Source organism: Ralstonia sp. 24A2, assembly GCF_051783885.1.
Taxonomy (GTDB): domain Bacteria; phylum Pseudomonadota; class Gammaproteobacteria; order Burkholderiales; family Burkholderiaceae; genus Ralstonia.
On sequence record NZ_JBPVZD010000002.1, the window covers coordinates 937,548 to 959,678 of the forward strand.

Consider the following 22,131-nt stretch of genomic DNA (forward strand, 5'->3'; position numbering starts at 1 on the left):
ATAAGAGCGCCGTATGTCGTCACTGCGGTCGCCACTGAGGCATCACCGCGGGCTTTACATCTTTTGAGGTGCGGAGACACCGATGACCGCCAACCCGTTGCGCAGCACCTGACGCGTGGCGGCCAGGAGTGCCAGGCGGGCACGCTTGACGGCTTCGTCGTCGACCAGCACGCGATCGGCGTTGTAGAACGCGTGGAAGTCGCCGGCCAGGTCGCGCAGGTAGAACGCCACGGCGTGCGGCGCCAGTTCGCGCGCGGCATCGGCCAGCATGTCGGGGAAGGCCGCCAGGCGCTGCACAAGCGCGGTCGCTTGCGGGCTGACGTCCGGGCCGGTGACCGCAGCCAGGTCGGCGCCAGTCAGCGAGGCCGCATCGACGCCCGCACGCTCGAACACCGAGCAGATGCGTGCGTGGGCGTACTGCACGTAGTACACCGGGTTCTCGTCGCTCTGCTTCAGCGCCAGATCCACGTCGAAGACAAACTCGGTATCGGCCTTGCGCGACAGCAGGAAGAAGCGCACGGCGTCGCGGCCGCGCGTGAAGTGCGACGGCCAGTTCGGCTCGCCGGCTTCCACGCAGGCGCGGATGGTGTCGACGCCGGATTCGCTCTCGGCATCGCCGTTGGACCATTCGATCAGGTCGCGCACGGTCACGTAGGAGCCCGCGCGCTTGGAGATCTTCACCTCGGCGCCGTCCTTCATCACCGTGACCATCTTGTGCAGGACGTAGTCGGGGTAGCCCTTGGGGATGCCGATGTTCAGGCCCTGCAGGCCGGCGCGCACGCGGGCGATGGTGCCGTGGTGGTCGCTGCCCTGCACGTTGATGACCTGCGTGAAGCCGCGGCCCCACTTGGTGGTGTGGTACGCGACGTCCGGCACGAAGTAGGTGTAGGCGCCGTCGGACTTGCGCATGACGCGGTCCTTGTCGTCGCCGTCGTCGGTCGTGCGCAGCCACAGCGCGCCTTCCTGCTCGTAGGTCTTGCCAGCGGCGATGAGGGCGTCGACCGTCTGCTGCACCTTGCCCTCGGTGTAGAGGGACGATTCCAGGTAGTAGCGGTCGAACTTCACGCCGAAGGCCTGCAGGTCGATGTCCTGTTCGTTGCGCAGGTACGTGACGGCAAAGCGGCGGATGGCTTCGAGGTCTTCCACGTCGCCAGCGCCCGTCACGGGCTCGCCGTCGGAGGCACGTACCGTCTTGCCGGCCAGGTAATCGGCGGCGATGTCGGCAATGTAGTCGCCGTTGTAGGCGGCTTCGGGCCAGTTGGCGTCGCCGGGTTTGAAGCCGCGTGCGCGGGCTTGCACGGAGACCGCCAGGTTCTGGATCTGCACGCCGGCGTCGTTGTAGTAGAACTCGCGGTGGACTTTGTGGCCCTGCCAGTCGAGCAGGCTGGCCAGTGCGTCGCCCAGCGCGGCCTGGCGGCCGTGGCCGACGTGCAGCGGGCCGGTCGGGTTAGCCGAGACGAATTCCACCAGCACCGGGGCGCCGTCATGGGTATTCGCGGCACCAAAGCGGTCGCCTTCGGCAAACACGGCGGCGATCACGTCGGCACGCGCAGCCGGCGACAGGCGCAGGTTGATGAAGCCGGGGCCGGCGATCTCCACGGCGGAAACCAGGCGCTGGCCGCGGGCATCGGCGCGGATGGCGTCGGCAATGCTGCCGGCGAGTTCGCGCGGGTTCTTGCCCAGCGGCTTGGCCAGTTGCAGCGCCACGTTACAGGCGATGTCGCCGTGCGCGGCCTGCTTGGGGCGCTCCAGGACGATCTCCGGTCGGTTGGCGCCCTCGGGCAGCAGGGAGCCGACGGCGTCGGACAGCAATTGGGCGATCGTCTGTTTGTGGGAGGGCAGCATAAAGAAACCATGACGCCGACAGTGCTGAAACAGGTTGAAATCCAGTTCCGGCGCCGCCAGTTGCGTTGTTCGGGGAAAAGTACGAAATTTTATCAGGTGCGCCACGGTCCTAGAGGTATCCGGTCCGCTCCGTGGCAATCTGCGGCCCCCACCCAACTCAGGGAAACCACGAAATCATGATCACCTTTACTTCGCACGCTTCGCAAAAGTTCTCCATGCAGAAGGATCTCGCCATGGTGCTGCTGGGCGTGATCGGCAAGACGCTGGGCGAGCGCGGCGTCATTACGCCCGAAGAGATGCCCCACGCCATCGACCGTCTGAGGCTGGCCATCAAGGACGACACTCACCAGGCGCATATCAAGGTCGCCGAGCTGGCAACGCCCGAGCTGGACGAAAACGGCGAGGAGGAGCCGCCGCACCTGGGCCAACGCGCTTACCCGCTGCTGCACATGCTGGAAGAGTCGCTGGGCGAGCAGACCCCCGTGATGTGGGGCGTCTGAGTTCGCTAGATATTCCGCTCAAAAAAATGCCCGGCCGCCAAAACGGGTTGGTCCGGGCATCCGGCCACTAGGGCCGGTAGCGGGGGAAGGGGGGCGAGCGCGCCTGTTTGCTGTGTCTTCTCCCGTCTTTCGTCTTACTGTTACTGGTCGTGCAGCATGTTGGGCAGCTCGTCCGCGTGCTCTTCTTCCACGGCCGGAATGGCTTCCGGCACGCGCCGCGTGGTGGGGTCACGGTCGCCGATGTAGCGCACCATCTCCAGGTAGCTGTCGATCGCGATGCGCTCGGCCAGCAGGTTCTCCTTGATCATGTCGACCAGGCGGTCGGCTTCCACGTATTCTGAATGGCTGCGTGTGGATAGGGCCTCGGGGCTGAAGTTGGGCCCGCCGCCCAGCTGCACGATGCGCGTAGCGATGCTGTTGGCATGCTGCTGTTCTTCATTGGCGTGCACCGGAAACTCGGCGGCGATCGGCTCGGCGTTGATGCCCTGGGCCATGAAGTGGTGGCGCCGGTAGCGCAGCACGCGGATCAGCTCGGTGGCCCGCGCCTCGTTCAGCAGCCGCAGCACGGTCTCTCGATCCGCTTTGTAGTTCCCCGTCACCGCACCTTTCTGGATGTGCTTGCGGGCGCGTTCGCGCAAGGTCTTGATGTCAGAGAGAAAGCTGCTTTCCGGGGCGGCGACGAGGGGCGAGCTCATGTGAGTGCTCCTGCCGGTTAGGTACTGCGGGCTTATTCGCTGGGCTCGCGGCGGCTGCTGCTGGCCAAGGCGAAGACCAGCCCGATCGCCGCGCCAATGGCCACCGCCACGCCCACTGACTTGAACGGTGCTGAAGTGATGGTGTCTTCCGTGCGGCCCAGCGCCCAATCCATGCGGTCACGGGCCTGATGAGCACGGTCATTGGCGGCGCGGCGCAACTGGTCGGCGCGCGCATGCAACGTGCGACTGGCCCGGCGGGCTTCCGCGCTGCCCTCATCGGTCAGGGTGTAGATGGCGCTTTCGAGGGAGCGCAGCAGGCTTTGCACGTCGTCCACGGCGGGGCGTGTGGCGTGGCGGGCGTTGTCTACGGCGTCACCGGCGCTGCGCATGGCACGGTGCGCGCGGTCGCTGACGTCATCGATGCGATTGCGAACGCGTTGGCTGGCAAACAGAGACATGGCGAAACTCCTCGTTGTGGCACCCCGGGAAGCACACACCGGCGGCGCAGTGGGTCAGTTGCGATTTCGGCTCCTGAAAATCCTGAAAAAGCGGGCCGTCTGCCAGGTGAACTAGCAAGACACGGGCCGCGCTTTTCCCGTCTGTGCTGTCGGCGCTAATCGACCGCCTTGAAGATCGTGACGCCAAGCACCAGGAACAGCACGAACAGCACGACGAAGATGAAGAACAGGATCTTGGCGATGCTCGCCGCGCCTGCGGCAATGCCGGTAAAACCCAGTACGCCGGCCACCACGGAAATGATGGCGAAGATGAGTGCCCACTTCAGCATGTTGTTGCCTCCGGATAGGGGATGGGATGCAGGTCTTCACAGGGGATGCACCTGGTGGCGTATTCCCACGCACACGCCGTGCCAGGGCGGGTGCGTCCTAGGTGTCGTCCGGCTCGACCACGGGGTATCATGGGTATTGACATAAAAAAACACACGCAACGTGTGCCGCGTCGGGCGGCCGGATGCGTTTCATGCGTTTCAAATGGGTCTGCATGCCATGCGGTCATCCTTGCGCTCCACCCTGCTGCTCGCCGGCGGCATTCTGCTGACGCTGGGCGTGCTGATTGCCTCGGAGACGGGCAATATCCGCCTGAGCCAGGGGTATCGGCAGGTGATTCAGTCGCAGCAGGCAGAAACCGCCATCAACGAACTGCTTGCCGAGCTCGTCAACGCCGAGGCCGGGCAGCGCGGCTTCCTGCTCACGGGCAAGGATGAATACCTCGACCCGTACAACAAGGCGATCCCGCACATCCACGCGTTGATTGCGGAGATCCGCGACCACTACGCCAACGATCCGGAAGCACTCAAGCAGTTCTCGGAGACCGCGCTGCAGGTCAGCCGCAAGCTCACTGAGATGGAGCTCACGCTCATCTACGGCAAGCGTGACTTGGAGGTGGCGCTCGACCTCGTCCGCACGGACTTCGGCAAGGCCTCGATGGAGGCCGTGCGTCAGGGCCTGGACCGCCTGCGCCAGCGCGAGATCGGCACCGTGGCCCGCAGCCTCGAGCACGCCGAGCGCGATCTGGCGCTCTCGCGTTACGGCATCGCGCTCATTACCGCGGTCAACATCATTCTGCTGGTGGTGCTGGGCATGCAGCACGCCAAGCGCCTTGCCGCCACCGAGCAGGAGCGCGATCTGCTTGAAGAAGAAAGCCAGAAGCTCGACCGCATGGTGCGCGAACGCACGCGTCAGCTGTCCGACCTGGCCGCCCACTTGCAGCGCGTGACTGAAGACGAGAAGACGCGTCTTGCGCGCGAGCTGCATGACGAACTGGGCGCGATTCTCACCGCCACCAAGATGGACTTGCACTGGCTGCGCTCACGCCTCACGTCCACTGAGCCGGCTGTGGGCGAAAAGATTACGCGCGTGATGTCGCATGTGGACCAGGGCATCCAGATCAAACGCCGCCTGATCGAAGACCTGCGCCCGACCATCCTGCTCAACCTGGGGTTGGTCGAAGCGCTCTCGCAACTGACCGAGGATGTTGGCGTGCGCAACGGCTGGCACACCGAGGTCAGCCTGCCTGATGAGATGCCCAAGCTCACCGACGATGCGGCGATCGCCCTGTATCGCATCGTGCAGGAGTCGCTCACCAACGCTTCGAAGTACGCGCATGCAACGACGGTGTCCGTGGCGCTGGATGCGAGCGAAGAGGGCGTGCGCTTGCGCGTGCGCGATAACGGCCGCGGGTTCCCGGCCGATATCGAGCGCCGCCGCATGGTCGGCCATCACGGCCTGCTGGGCATGGAGCAGCGCGCCATTGCACTGGGCGGCACGTTGACCATCGATTCGATGCCTGGCGGCGGGGTGACCATCATCGCTGAGTTGCCGGCGACTGACGCGGTGTTCTATCGCGAGGGTGTCAGCGGCAGTGGGCCTGCGGGTCCGCACACACTGCCCGGTGGTGTGGCGCCGGGTTCCGGCGAAGGTGGCGCGCTGGTCTGAACAGCAGATGGGCGGAAAAGCAAAAGCCCCTTAACCAAGTTAAGGGGCTTTTTATATGCGCGCCTTACAGCGTCGCGCTCACATCTTTTGCTTGGCGTCGTCGGCCGCGTTTTCCAGTTTCTGGCCGCCGTTCTGGAGGTCCTTGCCGGCACCAGCCATGGTGTTGCAGCCGGCCAGGAAGATGCACGTCAACGCAATTGCGGCACACAGGGTCTTCATGAAACGCTCCTTGTGGGGGTCGAAAGCAATGTGGGCGATGTTGGGTTCCGCAGCATGACGGCCGCTGGCAGGCAGGTCTCAGGCGTGCGGATGGTGCACGGTCTGCTGGCGGGGGCGTGCCAGGCCTGCGCGTTCTTCGATCACCTCGAACACCTTGTCGAGTTCGAGCGACTTGTCGAAGAAGTAGTTGGCGCCGGCTTCAAAGCAGCGCTGCCGGTAGGTCGGCACCTGCGCGTGGTTGGTGTAGACGATGCGCACGCTGGGCGATGCTTGATCGCGCAACGTTTGGAGGACTTTGAAACCGTTCCCCTGGCGCAATTGCAGATCGACGATCACGACATCGTAGTGGCCTTGCGCCAGTTGGCGCAGTGCCAAATCTTCCGTGTCGGCCCATTCGACAACCGCCACAAAAGCGGACGCCTTGAGGTACTCCAGCACCATGCCACGAAGCACGGGGGAGTCCTCGATGAGGAGGACACGCAAGCCACGGGTGGAGAGGGTGACAGCTTGATCCAGCATGCGTTGATGGTAGCCAGCGGGCCGCCTGGGTGGTATCAGGCGTTGTCCTACATGCCAACAGGGTTTCCGGTCGATCGGTGCGTTCCGCCCAGGGTTTTTGCCCTGGGAAGCATCACTCCACCAGGCCGTTCTTGATGGCGTAATAGGTCAGATCGGCATTGGACTTCATGCCCATCTTTTCCAGGATGCGGGTGCGGTAGGTACTGACCGTCTTGACGCTCAAAAACAGTTCTTCAGCGATGATCGACACCGATTGCCCGCGCGCGAGCTTGCAGAAGATCTGGAATTCGCGCTTGGACAGCGTCTGGTGCAGGGGCTGGTCGGTCGGTTTTTCCAGGCCGCCGATCAGCAACTCCGCCACCGTCGGACTCACATAGCGGCGGCCCTGCGACACGGTGCGGATGGCTTTCACCAGTTCATCCGGCGCGCTTTCCTTGGTCAGGTAGCCCGAGGCGCCGGCGCGGATCAGGTTGATCGCGTACTGGTCTTCCGGAAAGGTGGACAGGATCAGCACGGGCAGATCCGGGTGGCGCTGGCGTGCCAGCTTGAGCGTATCGATGCCGTTGCGGTCGGGCATGGAGATGTCGAGCACGACCACGTCAAAGGCGCCGGTGCGGAGTTGCTCCATCACCTCTTCGCCACTTGCCGCTTCCCCCGCGACTTCGATGTCCCGCTCTTCTGACAGGAACTGTCGAAGACCGGCACGGACGATTTCATGGTCGTCCGCAATCAGGACGCGAATCATGCTGCTCCTTGTGGACGGCACGGCCAGCAGGATGCCGGTGTGCGCGCTGCGCTTGTTGGTTCGATACGACAGACATTGTATCGGACTGTAGCGTGAAACCGGAGTCGCTTGTATTGCCGGACTTCGGCGATTTCTCCGGGATTCCATGGGCGCCTGCGAGTGTGCGGAGGTCGCAACATGCAGGTGCGCGCCCAAAAGAAAACGGGGCGGTCAGTTTCCGCCCCGTGATGGCCTTCGGTGTCGCGTACCGGGTCGGGCCCGGCGCGATGTCAGTTTGGCTTACTTGCTTTGCGCGGCGGCGCCGGCGTTCACGCTGGCATCAACGCTGGTGCTGCCGGCGGCGTCTGCCTTGGCAGCCTTCACCGTCTTGTGGGCCGATTTTTCAGCCTTGCCTACGGACTCGCCGACCTTGTCTGCGGTCTTGTCCACGCCGGCTTCAGCCTTGGCCTTGTGCTCGTGCACAGCCTTGGCGCCGTGCTCGGCCTTGGTGCTCAGTTGGCTCTTGGCGGACTCGGTGTCCAGCTTGGCGCCGGTATCGGCCTTCAGGCCCACACCCGCGTTGGCGCCCCCGGTGGCTTGTGCCGGTGCGACGGCGGCCGTGCCGTTGGTTTGCAGCGAGGCGCCGGCCGACGGGGTTTGTGCGTTGGCGTAAGCCGAAGCAGCAGCGATGGCGATGGCGGACAGGGAGATCAGCAGCTTGTTCATGGAGGAGGCTCCTTTCGTTCTGAACGGCCACGCGAGGGATTCGTCGCGGCATCACTCTGTGTGTGTTGAGTGAATGGGTTCAGTCTAGGGAGCTCTTCCGGTTACGACTGTTAGGGGGTGTAAGCCTTTGTAATGAAAGCATCACCCCTCTTGAAATGCCGCCAAAGCCAATGCTGGTAAGGGTTTGTGGACGTAAGACACAGTGTGGAACACACTATGTCTTATACGTCTTGTCACAGAATCATAGATTCGGGGCGAGGGCGCGCTCCACGAAGGCGCGGGTTTCACCGCTGCGGGCGGCCATATCGTCCACCTGATCCTGGCCGATCTTGCCCAGCGTGAAGTACGTGCTGTCCGGATGTGAGAGGTAGAAGCCCGACACGGACGCAGCCGGCGTCATCGCCAGCGCTTCGGTCAGATCCATACCGATCTCCTGCGCGTCGAGCACGCGGAACATGTCGCGCTTCACGGTATGTTCCGGGCAGGCCGGGTAGCCGGGCGCGGGTCGGATGCCCTTGTATTCCTCGCGGATGAGCGCGTCGTTGTCGAGCGTTTCGTCCGACGCGTAGCCCCACAGGTCGCGGCGCACGCGGGCGTGCAGGCATTCGGCAAAGGCTTCGGCAAAGCGGTCGGCCAGGGCCTTGAGCATGATCGCGCTGTAGTCGTCGTTGTCGGCTTCAAAGGCGGCTTCACGCTTTTGGACCCCGATGCCGCCGGTGACGGCAAACAGGCCGATGTAGTCGGCAATGCCAGTGCTCTTGGGCGCGATGAAATCCGCCAAGCAGCGGTTCGGGCGCATCACGCCGTCGATGATCGGGCGCTCGCTTTGCTGGCGGATGTTGCGCCAGGTGAGTGCGACTTCCGAGCGCGACTCGTCCGTATAGATCTCGATATCGTCGTCGTTGACGGTGTTGGCCGGCAACAGCGCGATCACGCCGTTGGCCGTGAGCCAGCGCCCGGCGATCAGGCGCGCGAGCATGCTCTTGCCGTCCGAGAACACCTTGCGGGCCGATTCGCCCACGATCTCGTCGTTGAGGATGTCCGGGAATTTGCCGGCCAGGTCCCACGTTTGGAAGAACGGGCCCCAGTCGATGTACTGCGCAAGCTCGTTCAAGTCGTAGTTCTTGAACACGCGGCGGCCGATGAACTTCGGCTTGGGCGGCGTGTAGTTGCTCCAGTCGAGCTTCGTCTTGTTGGCGCGCGCGGCGGCCAGCGACACCATCGGCTGCGCCTTCTTGTTGGCGTGCTGGGTGCGGATGCGGTCGTAGTCGGCGTGCAGCTCTTCGACGTAGCGCGCAGCACCTTCGTCCGAGAGCAGGCTCGATGCAACCGACACGGAGCGCGAAGCGTCCGGTACGTAGACCACCGGGCCTTCGTAATTCGGGGCGATCTTTACGGCGGTGTGCACGCGGCTCGTGGTTGCGCCACCGATCAGCAACGGGATCTTCTTCACGCGGAAGTAGTCATCGCGCTGCATTTCCGAGGCCACGTAGGCCATCTCTTCGAGCGATGGCGTGATCAGGCCCGACAGGCCGATGATGTCCGCGCCTTCCACCTTCGCCTTCGCCAGGATGTCGTTGCATGGGACCATCACGCCCATGTTCACGACTTCGAAGTTGTTGCACTGGAGCACGACGGTGACGATGTTCTTGCCGATGTCGTGCACGTCGCCCTTGACCGTGGCGATGACGATCTTGCCGCGCGAGCGCACGTCGCCGCCGGCAGCCGCAATCTGGCGCTTCTCTTCTTCGATGAACGGAATCAGGTGGGCCACGGCCTGCTTCATCACGCGGGCGGACTTCACCACCTGCGGCAGGAACATCTTCCCGGCGCCAAAGAGGTCGCCCACGATGTTCATGCCGTCCATCAGCGGGCCTTCGATCACCTGGATCGGGCGGCCGCCGGCAGCAAAAATCTTCTGGCGGACTTCCTCCGTATCTTCGACCACGTAGTCGTTGATGCCGTGCACGAGGGCGTGAGCCAGGCGCTTTTCCACCGGCTCCTGGCGCCAGGCGAGGTTCTCTTCGCGCTTGGTGCCACCGCCCTTGTAGTTGTCGGCGATTTCCAGCAGGCGGTCGGTCGCATCCGGGCGGCGGTTGAGCACCACGTCTTCCACGCGGTCACGCAGCTCGGGGTCGAGGTTCTCGTACACGCCGAGCTGGCCGGCGTTGACGATGCCCATGTCCATGCCCGCTTGAATCGCGTAGTACAGGAACACGGTGTGGATCGCCTCGCGCACCATCTCGTTGCCGCGGAACGAGAACGACACGTTCGACACGCCGCCGCTTACCTTCGCGTACGGCAGGTTCTGCTTGATCCAGCGCGTGGCTTCGATGAAGTCGACCGCGTAGTTGTTGTGCTCTTCGATGCCGGTTGCGACCGCAAAGATGTTCGGGTCGAAGATGATGTCTTCCGGCGCAAAGCCGACCTGGTTCACCAGGAAGTCATAGCTGCGTTTGCAGATCTCGGTCTTGCGCTGGAACGTGTCGGCCTGGCCTTGCTCATCGAAGGCCATCACCACGGCGGCTGCGCCGTAGCGCTTGATCAGCTTGGCGTGGTGCGCGAACTGTTCTTCGCCTTCCTTGAGCGAGATCGAGTTGACGATCGCCTTGCCTTGCACGCATTTCAGGCCTGCTTCGATCACGTCCCACTTGGACGAATCGATCATGATCGGCACGCGTGCGATGTCGGGTTCCGAGGCGATCAGATTCAGGAAGCGAACCATCGCCGCCTTCGAATCGAGCATCGCCTCGTCCATGTTGATGTCGATGACCTGCGCGCCGTTTTCGACCTGCTGGCGCGCCACGGCCAGCGCCTCGTCGAACTGGCTGTTCAGGATCATGCGCGCGAACGCCTTGGACCCGGTGACGTTAGTGCGCTCGCCGACGTTGACGAACAGCGTGCTCTCACCGATGTTGAACGGTTCGAGGCCAGAGAGGCGCATGGGATGGTCGGTCATGATGGTGCGGGAGTTCGGTCAGGCGGGGGCGTGTTCGCCCAGCTTCAACAGGTTGCCGTGCGGGTCGATCACGTAGAGCTCTTTCATGCCCCACGGACGCACGGCCGGCGGCGCGAGCTCCAGCCCGCGCGCGGTGAATTCTTCAAACAGCACCTGCGTGTTCGGCACGCGCAGGTAGCAGGACGTGTTCTCGGCGATGCGGCGGTCGTCGCACAGCCAGAAATGGATCTCGGCGCCATCGCGGCTGACGATCAGGTAGTCGTCTGCGATCAGTCCCTGCATGAAGCCAAGCTGCTCCGTATAGAAGCGGGCGGATTCCTGCAAGTCCAGCGAGGCCAGCACGGGGATGGTGCTGTCGATGCGCGCGGTCATGGCTGGCCTCAGGCGGCGTCTTTGTACTGGCCCGGCCAGCCACGCGGCTTGCGATTCGCAACACGGTCGGCAATCGCCTTGATGTGCTCGGGCGTGGTGCCGCAGCAGCCGCCCACCAGGTTCACCAGGCCGGCCGCGGCAAATTCGTCGACCAGGCTGGAGGTGACGTCGGGCGTTTCATCAAAGCCCGTGTCGCTCATCGGGTTGGGCAGGCCGGCGTTCGGGTAGCACGACACGGCAACGTCGCAAATCTTCGCCAGCTCGGCAATGTACGGGCGCATCAGCGCGGCGCCTAGCGCGCAGTTCAGGCCGAAGGTGATCGGCTTGGCGTGGCGTAGGCTGTTCCAGAACGCTTCCACCGTCTGGCCCGAGAGGATGCGGCCAGACGCATCGGTCACCGTGCCGGAGATCATCACGGGTACGCGCTTGCCGGTGTCTTCAAAGAGCTGGTCGATGGCGAACAGCGCGGCCTTGGCGTTGAGCGTGTCGAAGATGGTTTCGACCAGGAACACGTCGGCGCCGCCTTCGAGCAGCGCCTTGCCCTGTTCGTAGTACGCATCGCGCAGTTGGTCGAAGCTGACATTGCGCGCGCCCGGGTCGTTCACGTCGGGCGAAATGCTTGCCGTCTTGGGCGTCGGGCCGAAAGCACCGGCCACGAAGCGGGGCTTATCGGGCGTGCTGTACTTGTCGCAGGCCTCGCGCGCGATGCGGGCCGCTACGACATTCATCTCGTAGGCCAGGTCCGCCATCTTGTAGTCTTCCTGCGCAATGGTCGTCGCGCCAAAGGTGTTGGTTTCGATCAGGTCCGCACCGGCGGCCAGGTATTGCTCGTGGATCTCGCGGATGACCTCAGGGCGGGTGAGCAGCAGCAACTCGTTGTTGCCCTTCACGTCGATCGGGTGGTCGGCAAAGCGCTCGCCGCGGTATTGCGCCTCGTTCAGCTTGTAGCGCTGGATCATGGTGCCCATCGCGCCGTCCAGGATCAGGATGCGCTCGCGCAGCAGCGCAGGCAGGTTGGCGGCACGGGTGTAGGGCAGGGGCGCGGTCATGGGGACTCCGATCAGGCCGAAACTAGACAGAACAACAAAATCGACGGCCAAAGGCGAATTTTACCAGTCGCATCAATGACTTGCCGCCGTTGTGGGCAATCGCGCTCCTATAATCCACATTACGCCATTCGCCTCACCCTGATCGCCACCATGCAACTGCTCGATCCCACCGACGCCCACGCCTTCCTGCAACGCACGCCTGCCGCGCTTTTTGTCGACTGCCGTAGCGAAATGGAACACCTGTTTGTGGGCCATCCGGCCGGCACACACCACGTTTCTTGGAACGACGGCCCGCACTGGGAGGTGAACCCGGAGTTCGTGCCGACGGTGCGCAAGCTCTCGGGCTACGGCGTCGAGCGCCCCATCGTGCTGATCTGCCGCAGCGGCAACCGCTCGGCGGCGGCGGCACAGGCGCTGGAAGATGCGGGTTTTCGCGACGTCTATGTCGTGCGCCACGGGTTCGAGGGCGACCTCGATGGCACGCGCCATCGCAACACGCTGAATGGCTGGCGGCACGCAGGCTTGCCTTGGGAGCAATGCTAGACGGAAGCTATCGACGCGATAGTTGATTCACGCACGAAAAAACGCCCGGTAGCGCCAAGCTCCGGGCGTTTTTTCTGGGTTCACCAGGCGGGCATGCTGCCCGCACCGATCGACTTCAGTGCATCGTGACGGGCTGCGTCATCACCGAGTCGAACTTGCCGAGGAAGTCGTCGACTTCTTCTGCCGTCGGTTCACTGGCGATCAGGCGTTTCACATCCTCACGGAAATGCTCGGCAAGCTCGCCCCCGAGGAAGATTTCACGTTTGAGGTTCTTGTCGACGATCTCGTAGCCGCCTGCGGCAAGCATGGCGTGTTGGCCGTCTACACCGAATTCGACAACGCAGTAGTTGTCGCTGTTGTAGATCATTTGCATGGTGCACCTCCGAGGCGTCAATCGTCTTGCTGTTGTGGGACTGCTCTACTGCTGCACCGGGTAGATGGGGCTCGCGATCCTGACTTCAAGGGCCGATCATTTCCCGCGTTCCAGATTGCGTTTCGCCCCATCTACTCCTTGGGCTTAATCATTGGTCATAAAGTTCGCGAACGCGAGGCGGAATGTGTGACGCGCGTTGTTATCGCGTAACAAGACCTTTCCGTGTCTGCATCGAAAGTCGCAAGCGGCTGTCCACCATTCGGCGGGTAGACGGCGGGCGGTGTGCGTGGCGCCTGCAACTACCGGCTGGGCAAGGACACGTCAGGGCGTGTCACATTGGCTGCCGCATCCCGCGTGCCCGAGGAATTCATCCAGAACGGTGAGGAAGGCCTCGTCCTGTTCGATGGGGGCGAGATGGGCTGCGTGCGGCATCACTTTCAAGCGCGCGTTGGGGATGAGCGAGGCGATCTCGCGTGCCACTTCCACCGGCGCACCGGCGTCTTCCTCGCCCGTCATGACAAGCGTGGGACAGGCGATGCGTGCGAGCCCGCCGCGCGTGTCGAGCGCCTTGATGGCGAGGCATGCGCCAACGTAGCCGTGCGGTGGCGTGGTGCGCAGCAGTGTACGGATACGCTCGGCCACATCGGGGTGGGCTTCGCGGTAAGGCGCGGTCAGCCAGCGCTGCAAGGTGGGCTCGATGATGCCGCCCATGCCGTGCGCTTCGACCTGGCCGATGCGCTCGTCCCACATCGCATGCGCCGTCACGGGGGTGACACACACGGTGTCACACAGCGTGAGCGAGAGCAGCCGCTGCGGATACCGCACGCCCATGATCTGCGCGACCATGCCGCCCATCGACAGCCCGATGAAATGCACCTGCGGAATCGACAGCGCATCGAGCAGGCCGGCCGCATCATCGGCCATCTGGAACAGTGTGTAGGCACCGTGCGGAGCAGTGGTCTTGCCGTGGCCGCGCGCATCGTAGCGCAGCACGCGGTGGCGCGCGGCGAGGTGCTGGGCGATGCCGTCCCACAGTTGGTGGTCGACACCCAGCGCGTGCGCGAGCATGACCCAAGGGCCATCAGCGCCGTCGATGCGGTAGTGGATGTCGATGCCGTTGGCGTGCACGCTACCGGAGTGGGCTTGGGAGCTGGAGACTGCATTGGCGCTCATGATTGGCCTCCTTCCTCGGATTGATAGACGAGCTCGAACTGCATGCCGTTGGGCTCGGTCTGGCGCAGGCGCACCGGCAGCCAGCCGCGTTCGGCGGACAGCCAGATCTCGACGCGCCGCTGGTCGCCTTCGCGGCGCGGCAGCCGTACGAAGTGCTGTGCACGGATCGTGCCCTCGGGCGTGTCGATGGTGTCTTCGCCAACATGCTGCACGCGCGCGACCTCCACGCTGTCGGTATCGGCGATGGGGATTTCCAGCGTCAGGCCCGGGCTGGTGAAGCGCTCGGGGTTGCCACGCGCCAGTCCCGTCAGTTGCAGGAACACGCTGAAGCGATCTTGCGTGCCCGCCGGCAGCGGCAGCGCATTGGGTGTACGCGTGAATGTGATGGTGGGCGCGCCCGGTACGCCGGACGCGGGTGACGCTTCGGCGTAGTGGAAGGTTGCCACGTCGGGTTGTCGGCGCCCACGCACTTCCTCATAGCGTGCTGGAGTCAGGCCATACGTGTCGATCGCGCCGTTGCTGCGGAAGGCAAGTGACCCGAAGAACAGCGGCAGCGGAATTTCGACCGACAGCGTGTAAGTTTTGCCGTCCGTGGTCCAGCGGATGACCCCGTCTTCATTACGCACACCGTTGACGTAGGTGGCGTAGTGCAGCGTGGCCGAGGGTGGTGGCGAGAAGCGCGCTTCGGGCGCTGGCGGCGCGTTGCCTTCACCGCTTTCGCCGCTCAGGTCGCGGACCATGCCGGTGTCGGCAGAGGCGCCGGCAGCGGCACCCATTGCGATGTCGGCGTCCTCTGGCTCTGGCACGGCTGCCTGCACAGGCGCGGGCCGGGGTGGTGCCGGGCGTGGTTCTGGCGGCGCAGGTTTCGGCTGCGCCCTGGGGGCCGGCGGAGGTGGCTTGACGGGTTCTGGCTGCAGCAGCAGGGTCGGGATGATCTGTTCCGGTTCGGGCGGCCACGCCATCTGGTGGCTGCGTGCGATCCACACAACGGCAATGCCGTGCGCAGCCAGCACCGCCAGTGCGATCAGCCCCCAGCGGCGCCAGCGGCGTACTCGCGCGGCCGTCCGGTCTTCAGGATTGCGAGGCAAGGGGTGCAACGTATCCAAGGTCGGCGGAGAGCTGTTGTGCAGCCTGCCGCAAGCGCCGCTCCAGCGGGCTGCTCCACGTGGTGTCGAAGGTACTTTGCGCGCCCAGAGCGATCAGTACGAGGCACAACTGGCCGTTGGCATCGAACACCGGCAGCGACATCGCATTGATGCCCGGCAGCACGCCGCCGTGGATGCGCGAGGCGCCATGCGCGCGCACGTCGGCGCACAGGGCGTCGTAAGCCGTGAGCGTGCGCGGCAGTTCGGGGTTGTCGTCGGCGCTGTTGTCATGCTTTGCGGCAGCACGTTCGAGCTCGCGCAGGATGAAGGGTTGCGTCTGCGCGCGCGGCAGGTAGGCGCCGAACACGCGGCCCGTGGCCGAGTTGAGCATTGGCATCACGTCGCCCAGACGCAAGCTGACCGTCACAGGGTGGCTGGCTTCCTCCCAGTGGACGATGGCCGGGCCCAGGTTGCCCCACACGGCTAGGCCGATGGTGTGGTCGATCTCATCGCGCAGCGCGGCAGCGGCAGGGCGGGCGCGGCGCATCGGGTCTTGCCGGTTCAGGCTCACCAGCCCCATTTCCAGCGCAAAGGGGCCGAGGTCGTAGCGGCCGTCGGGCGTTTGCGTGACCAGCCCGAGGCGCGCAAAGCTCACCAGATAGCGGTGCGCCTTGGCGGGGTTCATGGGGGCGGCGCGTGCCAGATCGCGCAGCATCATCGGGCCGTTGGTGTGCGTGAGCACCTCCAGCAGCCGGAAGCCGACTTCGATGGATTGGATGCCAGAGCGCGCGGGGGAGTCGTCGGACGCGATGTCGCCGTCAACATCGGTCTCCAGGTCGAGATCAGCGTCGGTAGGCAGCGTGGACATGGTCGGGTGAGGTAGGTCGGTTCGGCCCAGTTTAGCCGATGCATGGTGTAGCATCCGCGCAGCTTTTCTCCGCACACGACGCCCATGAAACTCGCCACCCTCAAGGATGGCTCGCGCGACGGCCAACTGGCCGTGGTCTCGCGCGACCTGAAGACCGCGCACTACGCTACGCATATCGCCGGGACGCTGCAACGCGTGCTGGACGACTGGGTCTTTTATGCACCACAGCTGCAGGATCTGTACGAGCAGCTCAACACCGGCCGCGCCCGGCATCCGTTTGCGTTCAATGCGGCCCAGTGCATGGCGCCGCTGCCGCGCGCGTACCAATGGGCGGACGGCTCAGCCTACGTGAACCACGTGGAGCTGGTGCGTAAGGCGCGTGGCGCCGAGATGCCCCCCGAGTTCTGGACCGACCCGCTGATGTACCAGGGCGGCTCCGACGACCTGGCCGGCGCGCACGACCCCATCGTCTGCCGCAGCGAGGCCTTCGGCATCGACTTCGAGGCCGAGGTGGCCGTCATCACCGGCGACGTGCCGATGGGCACCGAGGCCGCCGCTGCCGCCGAGGGTATCCGCCTGATCGTGCTTGCCAACGATGTGTCGCTGCGCAACCTGATCCCGGCGGAGCTCGCCAAGGGGTTTGGCTTCTTCCAGAGCAAGCCGGCGACAGCGTTCTCGCCCGTGGCTATCACGCCCGACGAGCTGGGCGATGCCTGGCGCGAGCGCAAGGTGCATCTGCCGATGACGGTGCGCTGGAATAACAAGAAGGTCGGCCAGCCCGAGTGCGGCACCGACATGGTGTTCGACTTCGGCCAGTTGATCGCGCACATCTGCAAGACGCGCAACGTGCGCGCGGGCAGCATCGTCGGCTCGGGCACGATTTCCAACGTGGACCGCAGCAAGGGGTACGCCTGCATTGCCGAGAAACGCATGCTGGAGACCATCGAATCCGGCGCGCCCGCGACCGAGTTCATGCGCTACGGCGACACGGTGAAGATCGAGATGTTCGACGCCAATGGCGTGTCGATTTTCGGGGCGATCGACCAGGAAGTCGTCGCGCCCGGCACGCAGAACTGAGCATTACGCTGATTCAGGTGCGGCCTTTGCACGGCGCCCGCGCTTGGGTTGCGCCGTACCGGCCGTCATCGCCTGACCGTGGTAGCCCAGGCGCAGCGACAGCGCCCGTCCGGCCTCGCGCAGCAGCCGTGAGGCCGGTCCTTCCAGGCTGGCATCGAACACGCTGGACAACCCCAGCGCCGTAATGGCCCCCGCCAGCTTGCCTTGCGCATCCAGCACCGGCACGGCCACCGAGTCGATGCCGTTGACGAGCGTGCCGGCAATGCGTGCCACACCCTCGTGCCGCACCGTTTGCCAACGTGCGCGGCAGTTCAGCCAATCGGTCAGGCCGGCCTTGCCGGCGCCGGGGCCACGCAACTCGCGGTCGATGAGCGAAACGATCTGAATCTCGGGCATCCATGCGGCGCACGCCTGGCCCGTCGCCGAGTTCAGCAGCGGCATGGCCGAGCCGACGCGCACGTTGACGGTCACTGGTCGGCCACCGTCTTCCCAGCGCACGATCACCGGGCCGCGCTCGGTCCAGATCGAGAGGAACACGCTCTCATTCAACCGCTCGGCCAGCTTGGGCAGCATGTTGCTGCCTTCGCGCACGAAATCCACGTCGGATAGTGCCGACAGCCCCACCTGCAATGCCTGCGCGCCCAGCCGGTAGCGTGCCGAGGCCGGGTCCTGCTCGACAAAGCCCATGCGCTCCAATGACACCAGATAGCGATGCACCTTGGCACGCGGCATGCCGAGCTGCCGGCCCAGCTCGGAGACGGCATGCGCGCCGCCCGTGCGCGCCATCTCCGAGAGCACCGTCAGCGCGATTTCGGCGGACTGGATGCCGGCGCTGGTCCGCTCCGGGGCGGCGCTTTCGTCCAGCGGTTCGACAGCAGGCAGTTCGTCGGGGGAATCGCCAATCGGCAGGGTGTCTGCAGGAAGCATCTTGAAGTCTCGGGTGTCGCTTTATAAGATACGCGTTACGCAAAAAGATACAACCGGCGTGGCGGTCCCGCGCGCTGGAAAAGACACCGAGAACCCCGGAGACGCCATGAAGCTGTCGATCTTTTCCGTGCAGGACCACTATCCGGACCGGCACCGCAGTCTGCCGCAACTCTACGCAGACGTCATCGCCCAGGCGCGTCACGCCGAGGCGCTGGGCTACGACACCTTCTGGGTGGCCGAGCACCACTTTCACGAATACGGTGCCGTACCCAATCCAGCAGTCTTCCTGTCGCACCTGGCCGCGCAGACGCAGCGGCTGCGGTTGGGCACGGCCATCTCCATCCTCACGTTCCATCACCCGGCCACCGTGGCCGAGAACTACGCGATGGTCGACGCACTCTCGGGCGGGCGGCTGTCGCTGGGCGTGGGCTCGGGGTATCTGAAGCACGAGTTCGAGGGCTACGACGTTGATCCGGCCATCAAGCGCGAGCGTTTTGACGAAGCGTTGATGCTGGTCGAGCGGCTGCTCGCCGGCGAGCGCGTGCACCACGCAGGCCGGTTCCACACGCTGCGCGACGTGCGCCTGAACGTGTTGCCTGTGCAGGCAACGGTGCCGATCCACGTGGCGATTCTGCGGCGCGAAGCGGCGTACCACATTGGCCGGCAGGGGCGGCGCATGCTGTTCGTGCCGTACGCCTCGGTGGACGGCTTTGATGACATCCGCCTGCTGATGGAGGACTACCGGCGCGGCCTGGCGGAAGCCGGCATCCATGATGCGCGCGGCATGGCGGCGGTGGCACTGCATACGCATGTCGGCCCGACGGAAGCGGCGGTGCGCGAGGCTGCTGCGGCGCCGTTCGACCTGTATGTCGCCACGCGGCTCTACGCGCGCCGGCAAACGTATGACGACGTGCTGGCGAGCGGGCTGTCTCTGTTCGGCACACCGGATGCCGTGGCCGAGAAGCTCGCGCGGCTGTCCGACATGGGCGTTGACCACGTCATGGCGCTGCATAACTTCGGCCTGATGCCGCAGGCGGTCGTGCTCGAATCGATGCGCGCGCTGGTGCAGGAAGCGCTGCCGCGTGCGGGGCTGACGGCACTGGCTGCCTAGATTCTCATTCGGCGTGCGCGGCCCTAGAATCACGGCCGAACCGAGCCGAGGGCACCGCCATGGAATTACGTTTCCGGATCAGCGCCGAGCAATGCCAGGCGCTGGCTGACCGCATCACCGCCAAGCGCATCGCGCGGATCACCGCCAGGAAGGTGGCCATGCAGGCGCGCATTGATGCGTTCTTTCAGCGGTTTCTGGCGCTCATGCTGCTGGTCTTTCCCCTTGCGGGGGCCGCGCTGGTGGTGCTGACGATGCCGTCTCGTGGGAGCGTTGCGGGAACGCTGCTGCCCTTTGCCGTGGTCGCGCTCATCTACGGCGTGCTCTGGTGGCGCTACGGCGCAGCGGTGGTCCGCTTCATTCTGCGCATCGCCCAGTGGCTCAGGGCGCGGCTCGACCGGGTCACCGATCCCTTTGTCGCGAACATCACGCGGCGATCGGTGCAGCGCAGTGTCGCGCGCCTGGAGGGGCTCCACCACTGGGCGCTGTCACCGGCTGCGCTGTCGGTGCAGGGGCCTTCCGGCAAGACGGCGGTGATCCCGTGGCAGAAGGTTGCGCGCTTGCATGACCTGGGCGATTTTTACCAACTCTTCACGCGCACGTCGTCGCGCCTTGGGCTGGCGTACTACCTGGCCAAGTCCAGTATGGAAATGGATGCCGACGCCTATGGCGACGCGCTGCGCCAGCTGGCCGAGCGTGTGCCGGAGCAGACCGCAGCCGCCTGAGCGCGTGCCGGATGCCCGGGCGCGCCCGCATCGCCAAACCGGCGCAAAACCGCTACGCTTTCTCCCAAAACCACGGGAGGAGACACCCATGCGGCGACAGATGCAGCGACCGAATTGGCGACATGCAGGCGTACTGGTTGGTTTTGCATTGCTTTCATCCACCGCGCTCGCGGACATCCGCATCGGCGTGACGGTTTCTTCCACGGGTCCGCAGGCATCGCTGGGGTTTCCCGAAAAGAACGCCACCAAGCTGTGGCCGCGCGAGATCGCAGGCGAGAAGGTCGAGGTGATCGTGCTCGACGACGCCTCCGACACCACGCGCGCCGTCACCAACACGCGCAAGCTGATGACCGAGTCCAACGTGGACCTGATCGTCGGCTCGTCCACTACGCCCAATACGCTGGCGATGATCGACGTGGCGGCCGAGGGCAAGACGCCGGTGATCTCGCTGGCGTCGTCCGCCCGGCTGATCGAGCCGATGGACGCGCACCGCCGCTGGATCTTCAAGACGCCGCATTCGGATTCGCACATGGCGTCGCTCATTGCCGAGCATGCTGCCGCGCACGGTGTGAAGACCATTGCCTATATCGGGTTCGCCAACGCACTGGGCGAGGCCTTCCTGACCGAGGTGCAGCGCTTTGCTGATCTCAAGCACATCCGCATCACCGATACCGAACGTTTTTCGCCCACCGACAACAGCGTGACGGCCCAGGTGCTGCACCTGCTGGCGAGCAAGCCGGATGCGGTGGTCATTGGTGGTTCAGGCACGCCGGCCGCGCTGCCTGCGCGCGCGCTGGCCGAGCGCGGTTACACCGGCAAGATCTACTTCAACCACGGCGTGTCCAACAACGAGTTCATGAAGCTGTGCGGCAAGGAGTGCGAGGGCGCCTACGTGCCCACCGGCCCGGTGATGGTTGCCACGCAGTTGCCCGACAGCAATCCGGCCAAAGTGCAGGCGCTCGACTTCACCCGCCGCTACGAGGCCGCGTTCGGCAAACGCACCGTGTCGATCTTCGCCGCTTACACGGGCGACATCGGCCTGCTGCTGCAGCGCGCCGTGCCGGTGGCGCTCCAGCGGGCCAAGCCGGGCACGCCGGCTTTCCGTGAAGCGCTGCGCCATGCGCTGGAACATGTACGCGACCTGCCGACCAGCACCGGCGTCGTCAACATGAGCCCGCAGGACCATGTCGGCCTGGATCAACGCGCCCGCGTGATGGCGCAGATACGCCGTGGCGAGTGGCGTCTGGCTGACGAGGCCAAGTAACCATGCCGCACATCCGGCGTTGCAGGCGCAGCTCCATCCGCTATGCTTGATTCACATTCCGACCCATCATGACCTCGCTCGCCCCACGCTTCGCCCGTTATCAGGCGCTCACACTCTTCCAGCACGGCCCCATCCTCGAGATCGTGATGGGTGCCGCCCAGTCGGCCAATCGCAAGCTTTCCACAGCGGACGCCAGCCTGCACCGCGAGCTGGCTGAGATCTGGCGCGATGTCTCCGCCGAGCCCTCGGTGCGCGTGGCGCTCATCCGGGGCGAGGGCAAGGGCTTCTCGGCCGGCGGCGATCTGCACCTGGTCGAGCAGATGGCGGACGACTTTAACGTGCGCACGCGCGTCTGGCACGAGGCGCGCGACCTCGTCTACAACCTCATCAACTGCGACAAGCCCGTCGTCAGCGCCATGCACGGCCCGGCCGTGGGCGCGGGGCTGGTGGCCGGATTGCTGGCGGACATCTCGATTGCCGCCAAGGATGCGCGCATCGTCGACGGCCATACGCGCCTGGGTGTGGCGGCCGGCGACCATGCGGCGATTGTCTGGCCGTTGCTGTGCGGTATGGCCCGCGCCAAGTACTACCTGCTGCTGTGCGAATCCGTGACCGGCGATGAAGCCGAGCGCATCGGCCTCGTGTCGCTGGCGGTCGATGAGAAGGACCTCATCAACCGCGCATTCGAGATTGCCGAGCGTTTGGCTGCGGGCTCGCAAACGGCCATCCGCTGGACCAAGTACGCATTGAACAACTGGCTGCGTCTGGCAGGGCCAAGCTTTGATACCTCACTGGCGCTTGAATTCATGGGGTTTGCCGGCCCCGACGTGCGCGAAGGCATCGCCAGCCTGCGCCAGAAGCGCCCGCCCACGTTTGATGGCACCTGATTGATGGCACCTGAGCGTGCTCGATTCACGACCGATTTCG

General features: G+C 64.9%; 24 protein-coding genes. 8 read left to right on the forward strand and 16 right to left on the reverse strand.

All coding sequences use genetic code 11. The annotated features are described in order from the left end of the window. Positions 1-54: 54 nt before the first annotated feature. Entirely contained in the window at positions 55-1,845 is a 1,791-nt protein-coding gene (gene argS, locus ACS13N_RS09200) for an arginine--tRNA ligase (protein ID WP_438931384.1), read from the reverse strand. Positions 1,846-2,021: 176 nt separating this feature from the next. Here argS and ACS13N_RS09205 point away from each other — a divergent pair, with 176 nt between their 5' ends. Further along, on the forward strand, positions 2,022-2,345 hold the full coding sequence (locus tag ACS13N_RS09205; RefSeq protein ID WP_438931385.1) for a DUF1840 domain-containing protein: 324 nt from the start codon (positions 2,022-2,024) through the stop codon (positions 2,343-2,345). Positions 2,346-2,485: 140 nt separating this feature from the next. Here the strand turns inward: ACS13N_RS09205 and ACS13N_RS09210 are convergent, their stop codons facing one another. The 3 genes from ACS13N_RS09210 to ACS13N_RS09220 all read right to left on the reverse strand — a co-directional run bounded on the left by ACS13N_RS09210 (position 2,486) and on the right by ACS13N_RS09220 (position 3,827). After that, complete coding sequence (locus ACS13N_RS09210) at positions 2,486-3,040, reverse strand: ferritin-like domain-containing protein (RefSeq protein WP_438931386.1); 555 nt, start codon at positions 3,038-3,040, stop codon at positions 2,486-2,488. A gap of 32 nt (positions 3,041-3,072) precedes the next feature. Next, complete coding sequence (locus tag ACS13N_RS09215; protein WP_438931387.1) at positions 3,073-3,498, reverse strand: DUF883 family protein; 426 nt, start codon at positions 3,496-3,498, stop codon at positions 3,073-3,075. Positions 3,499-3,653: 155 nt separating this feature from the next. Further along, complete coding sequence (locus tag ACS13N_RS09220) at positions 3,654-3,827, reverse strand: DUF1328 family protein (protein ID WP_438931388.1); 174 nt, start codon at positions 3,825-3,827, stop codon at positions 3,654-3,656. A 217-nt stretch (positions 3,828-4,044) separates the two neighbouring features. On the opposite strand from ACS13N_RS09220, the gene ACS13N_RS09225 reads away from it, so the two are divergent. Continuing rightward, positions 4,045-5,493: a CHASE3 domain-containing protein gene (locus tag ACS13N_RS09225; RefSeq protein ID WP_438931389.1), complete on the forward strand. Its 1,449-nt coding sequence runs from the start codon at positions 4,045-4,047 to the stop codon at positions 5,491-5,493. 78 nt (positions 5,494-5,571) lie between these two features. Here the strand turns inward: ACS13N_RS09225 and ACS13N_RS09230 are convergent, their stop codons facing one another. The 7 genes from ACS13N_RS09230 to ACS13N_RS09260 form a co-directional block, all read right to left on the reverse strand. Further along, the gene (locus ACS13N_RS09230; protein ID WP_438931390.1) at positions 5,572-5,712 is read right to left on the reverse strand and encodes an entericidin A/B family lipoprotein; all 141 of its coding nucleotides are present in this window, start codon (positions 5,710-5,712) and stop codon (positions 5,572-5,574) included. A gap of 78 nt (positions 5,713-5,790) precedes the next feature. Continuing rightward, positions 5,791-6,231, reverse strand: a complete 441-nt coding sequence (locus ACS13N_RS09235; protein ID WP_039598924.1) for a response regulator — start codon at positions 6,229-6,231, stop codon at positions 5,791-5,793. 112 nt (positions 6,232-6,343) lie between these two features. Further along, entirely contained in the window at positions 6,344-6,976 is a 633-nt protein-coding gene (locus ACS13N_RS09240) for a response regulator (RefSeq protein ID WP_009277190.1), read from the reverse strand. A 279-nt stretch (positions 6,977-7,255) separates the two neighbouring features. Then, on the reverse strand, positions 7,256-7,681 hold the full coding sequence (locus ACS13N_RS09245) for a hypothetical protein (RefSeq protein WP_438931391.1): 426 nt from the start codon (positions 7,679-7,681) through the stop codon (positions 7,256-7,258). Between the two features lie 241 nt (positions 7,682-7,922). Further along, the gene (gene metH / locus ACS13N_RS09250) at positions 7,923-10,640 is read right to left on the reverse strand and encodes a methionine synthase (protein ID WP_438931392.1); all 2,718 of its coding nucleotides are present in this window, start codon (positions 10,638-10,640) and stop codon (positions 7,923-7,925) included. An 18-nt stretch (positions 10,641-10,658) separates the two neighbouring features. Then, positions 10,659-11,012 (reverse strand): bleomycin resistance protein, encoded by a 354-nt coding sequence (locus tag ACS13N_RS09255; RefSeq protein ID WP_438931393.1) that lies wholly within the window; start codon positions 11,010-11,012, stop codon positions 10,659-10,661. Between the two features lie 8 nt (positions 11,013-11,020). Next, positions 11,021-12,061, reverse strand: a complete 1,041-nt coding sequence (locus tag ACS13N_RS09260; RefSeq protein ID WP_438931394.1) for a homocysteine S-methyltransferase family protein — start codon at positions 12,059-12,061, stop codon at positions 11,021-11,023. Positions 12,062-12,211: 150 nt separating this feature from the next. Between ACS13N_RS09260 and ACS13N_RS09265 the strand changes: the two genes are divergently transcribed. Next, positions 12,212-12,604: a rhodanese-like domain-containing protein gene (locus ACS13N_RS09265; protein ID WP_438931395.1), complete on the forward strand. Its 393-nt coding sequence runs from the start codon at positions 12,212-12,214 to the stop codon at positions 12,602-12,604. A 115-nt stretch (positions 12,605-12,719) separates the two neighbouring features. On the opposite strand, the gene ACS13N_RS09270 is transcribed toward ACS13N_RS09265, so the two are convergent. From ACS13N_RS09270 to ACS13N_RS09285, 4 genes are all read right to left on the reverse strand, one after another. Beyond that, positions 12,720-12,977 (reverse strand): BTH_I0359 family protein, encoded by a 258-nt coding sequence (locus ACS13N_RS09270; RefSeq protein ID WP_021196257.1) that lies wholly within the window; start codon positions 12,975-12,977, stop codon positions 12,720-12,722. A gap of 321 nt (positions 12,978-13,298) precedes the next feature. Then, positions 13,299-14,150 (reverse strand): alpha/beta fold hydrolase, encoded by an 852-nt coding sequence (locus tag ACS13N_RS09275; RefSeq protein WP_438931396.1) that lies wholly within the window; start codon positions 14,148-14,150, stop codon positions 13,299-13,301. After that, positions 14,147-15,256 carry a DUF3108 domain-containing protein gene (locus tag ACS13N_RS09280; RefSeq protein WP_438931397.1) on the reverse strand — a complete coding sequence of 370 codons (1,110 nt, stop codon included), beginning with the start codon at positions 15,254-15,256 and terminating at the stop codon, positions 14,147-14,149. The genes ACS13N_RS09275 and ACS13N_RS09280 overlap by 4 nt, the downstream gene beginning before the upstream one ends. Further along, positions 15,222-16,103, reverse strand: a complete 882-nt coding sequence (locus ACS13N_RS09285) for an IclR family transcriptional regulator (protein ID WP_438931398.1) — start codon at positions 16,101-16,103, stop codon at positions 15,222-15,224. The genes ACS13N_RS09280 and ACS13N_RS09285 overlap by 35 nt, the downstream gene beginning before the upstream one ends. An 84-nt stretch (positions 16,104-16,187) precedes the next feature. Here ACS13N_RS09285 and ACS13N_RS09290 point away from each other — a divergent pair, with 84 nt between their 5' ends. Next, a complete protein-coding gene (locus ACS13N_RS09290; protein WP_438931399.1) occupies positions 16,188-17,180 on the forward strand; it encodes a fumarylacetoacetate hydrolase family protein in 993 nt (330 codons plus the stop codon). A 3-nt stretch (positions 17,181-17,183) separates the two neighbouring features. Here the strand turns inward: ACS13N_RS09290 and ACS13N_RS09295 are convergent, their stop codons facing one another. Further along, positions 17,184-18,107, reverse strand: a complete 924-nt coding sequence (locus ACS13N_RS09295; protein ID WP_438931400.1) for an IclR family transcriptional regulator — start codon at positions 18,105-18,107, stop codon at positions 17,184-17,186. A 106-nt stretch (positions 18,108-18,213) separates the two neighbouring features. Here ACS13N_RS09295 and ACS13N_RS09300 point away from each other — a divergent pair, with 106 nt between their 5' ends. The 4 genes from ACS13N_RS09300 to ACS13N_RS09315 all read left to right on the forward strand — a co-directional run bounded on the left by ACS13N_RS09300 (position 18,214) and on the right by ACS13N_RS09315 (position 22,091). After that, positions 18,214-19,218: an LLM class flavin-dependent oxidoreductase gene (locus ACS13N_RS09300; protein WP_438931401.1), complete on the forward strand. Its 1,005-nt coding sequence runs from the start codon at positions 18,214-18,216 to the stop codon at positions 19,216-19,218. Positions 19,219-19,277: 59 nt separating this feature from the next. Continuing rightward, positions 19,278-19,940: a hypothetical protein gene (locus tag ACS13N_RS09305; protein ID WP_438931402.1), complete on the forward strand. Its 663-nt coding sequence runs from the start codon at positions 19,278-19,280 to the stop codon at positions 19,938-19,940. Positions 19,941-20,040: 100 nt separating this feature from the next. Continuing rightward, positions 20,041-21,204 (forward strand): ABC transporter substrate-binding protein, encoded by a 1,164-nt coding sequence (locus ACS13N_RS09310; RefSeq protein WP_438932818.1) that lies wholly within the window; start codon positions 20,041-20,043, stop codon positions 21,202-21,204. 68 nt (positions 21,205-21,272) lie between these two features. Continuing rightward, positions 21,273-22,091, forward strand: a complete 819-nt coding sequence (locus ACS13N_RS09315; RefSeq protein WP_438931403.1) for an enoyl-CoA hydratase/isomerase family protein — start codon at positions 21,273-21,275, stop codon at positions 22,089-22,091. The last annotated feature ends 40 nt before the right edge of the window (positions 22,092-22,131 follow it).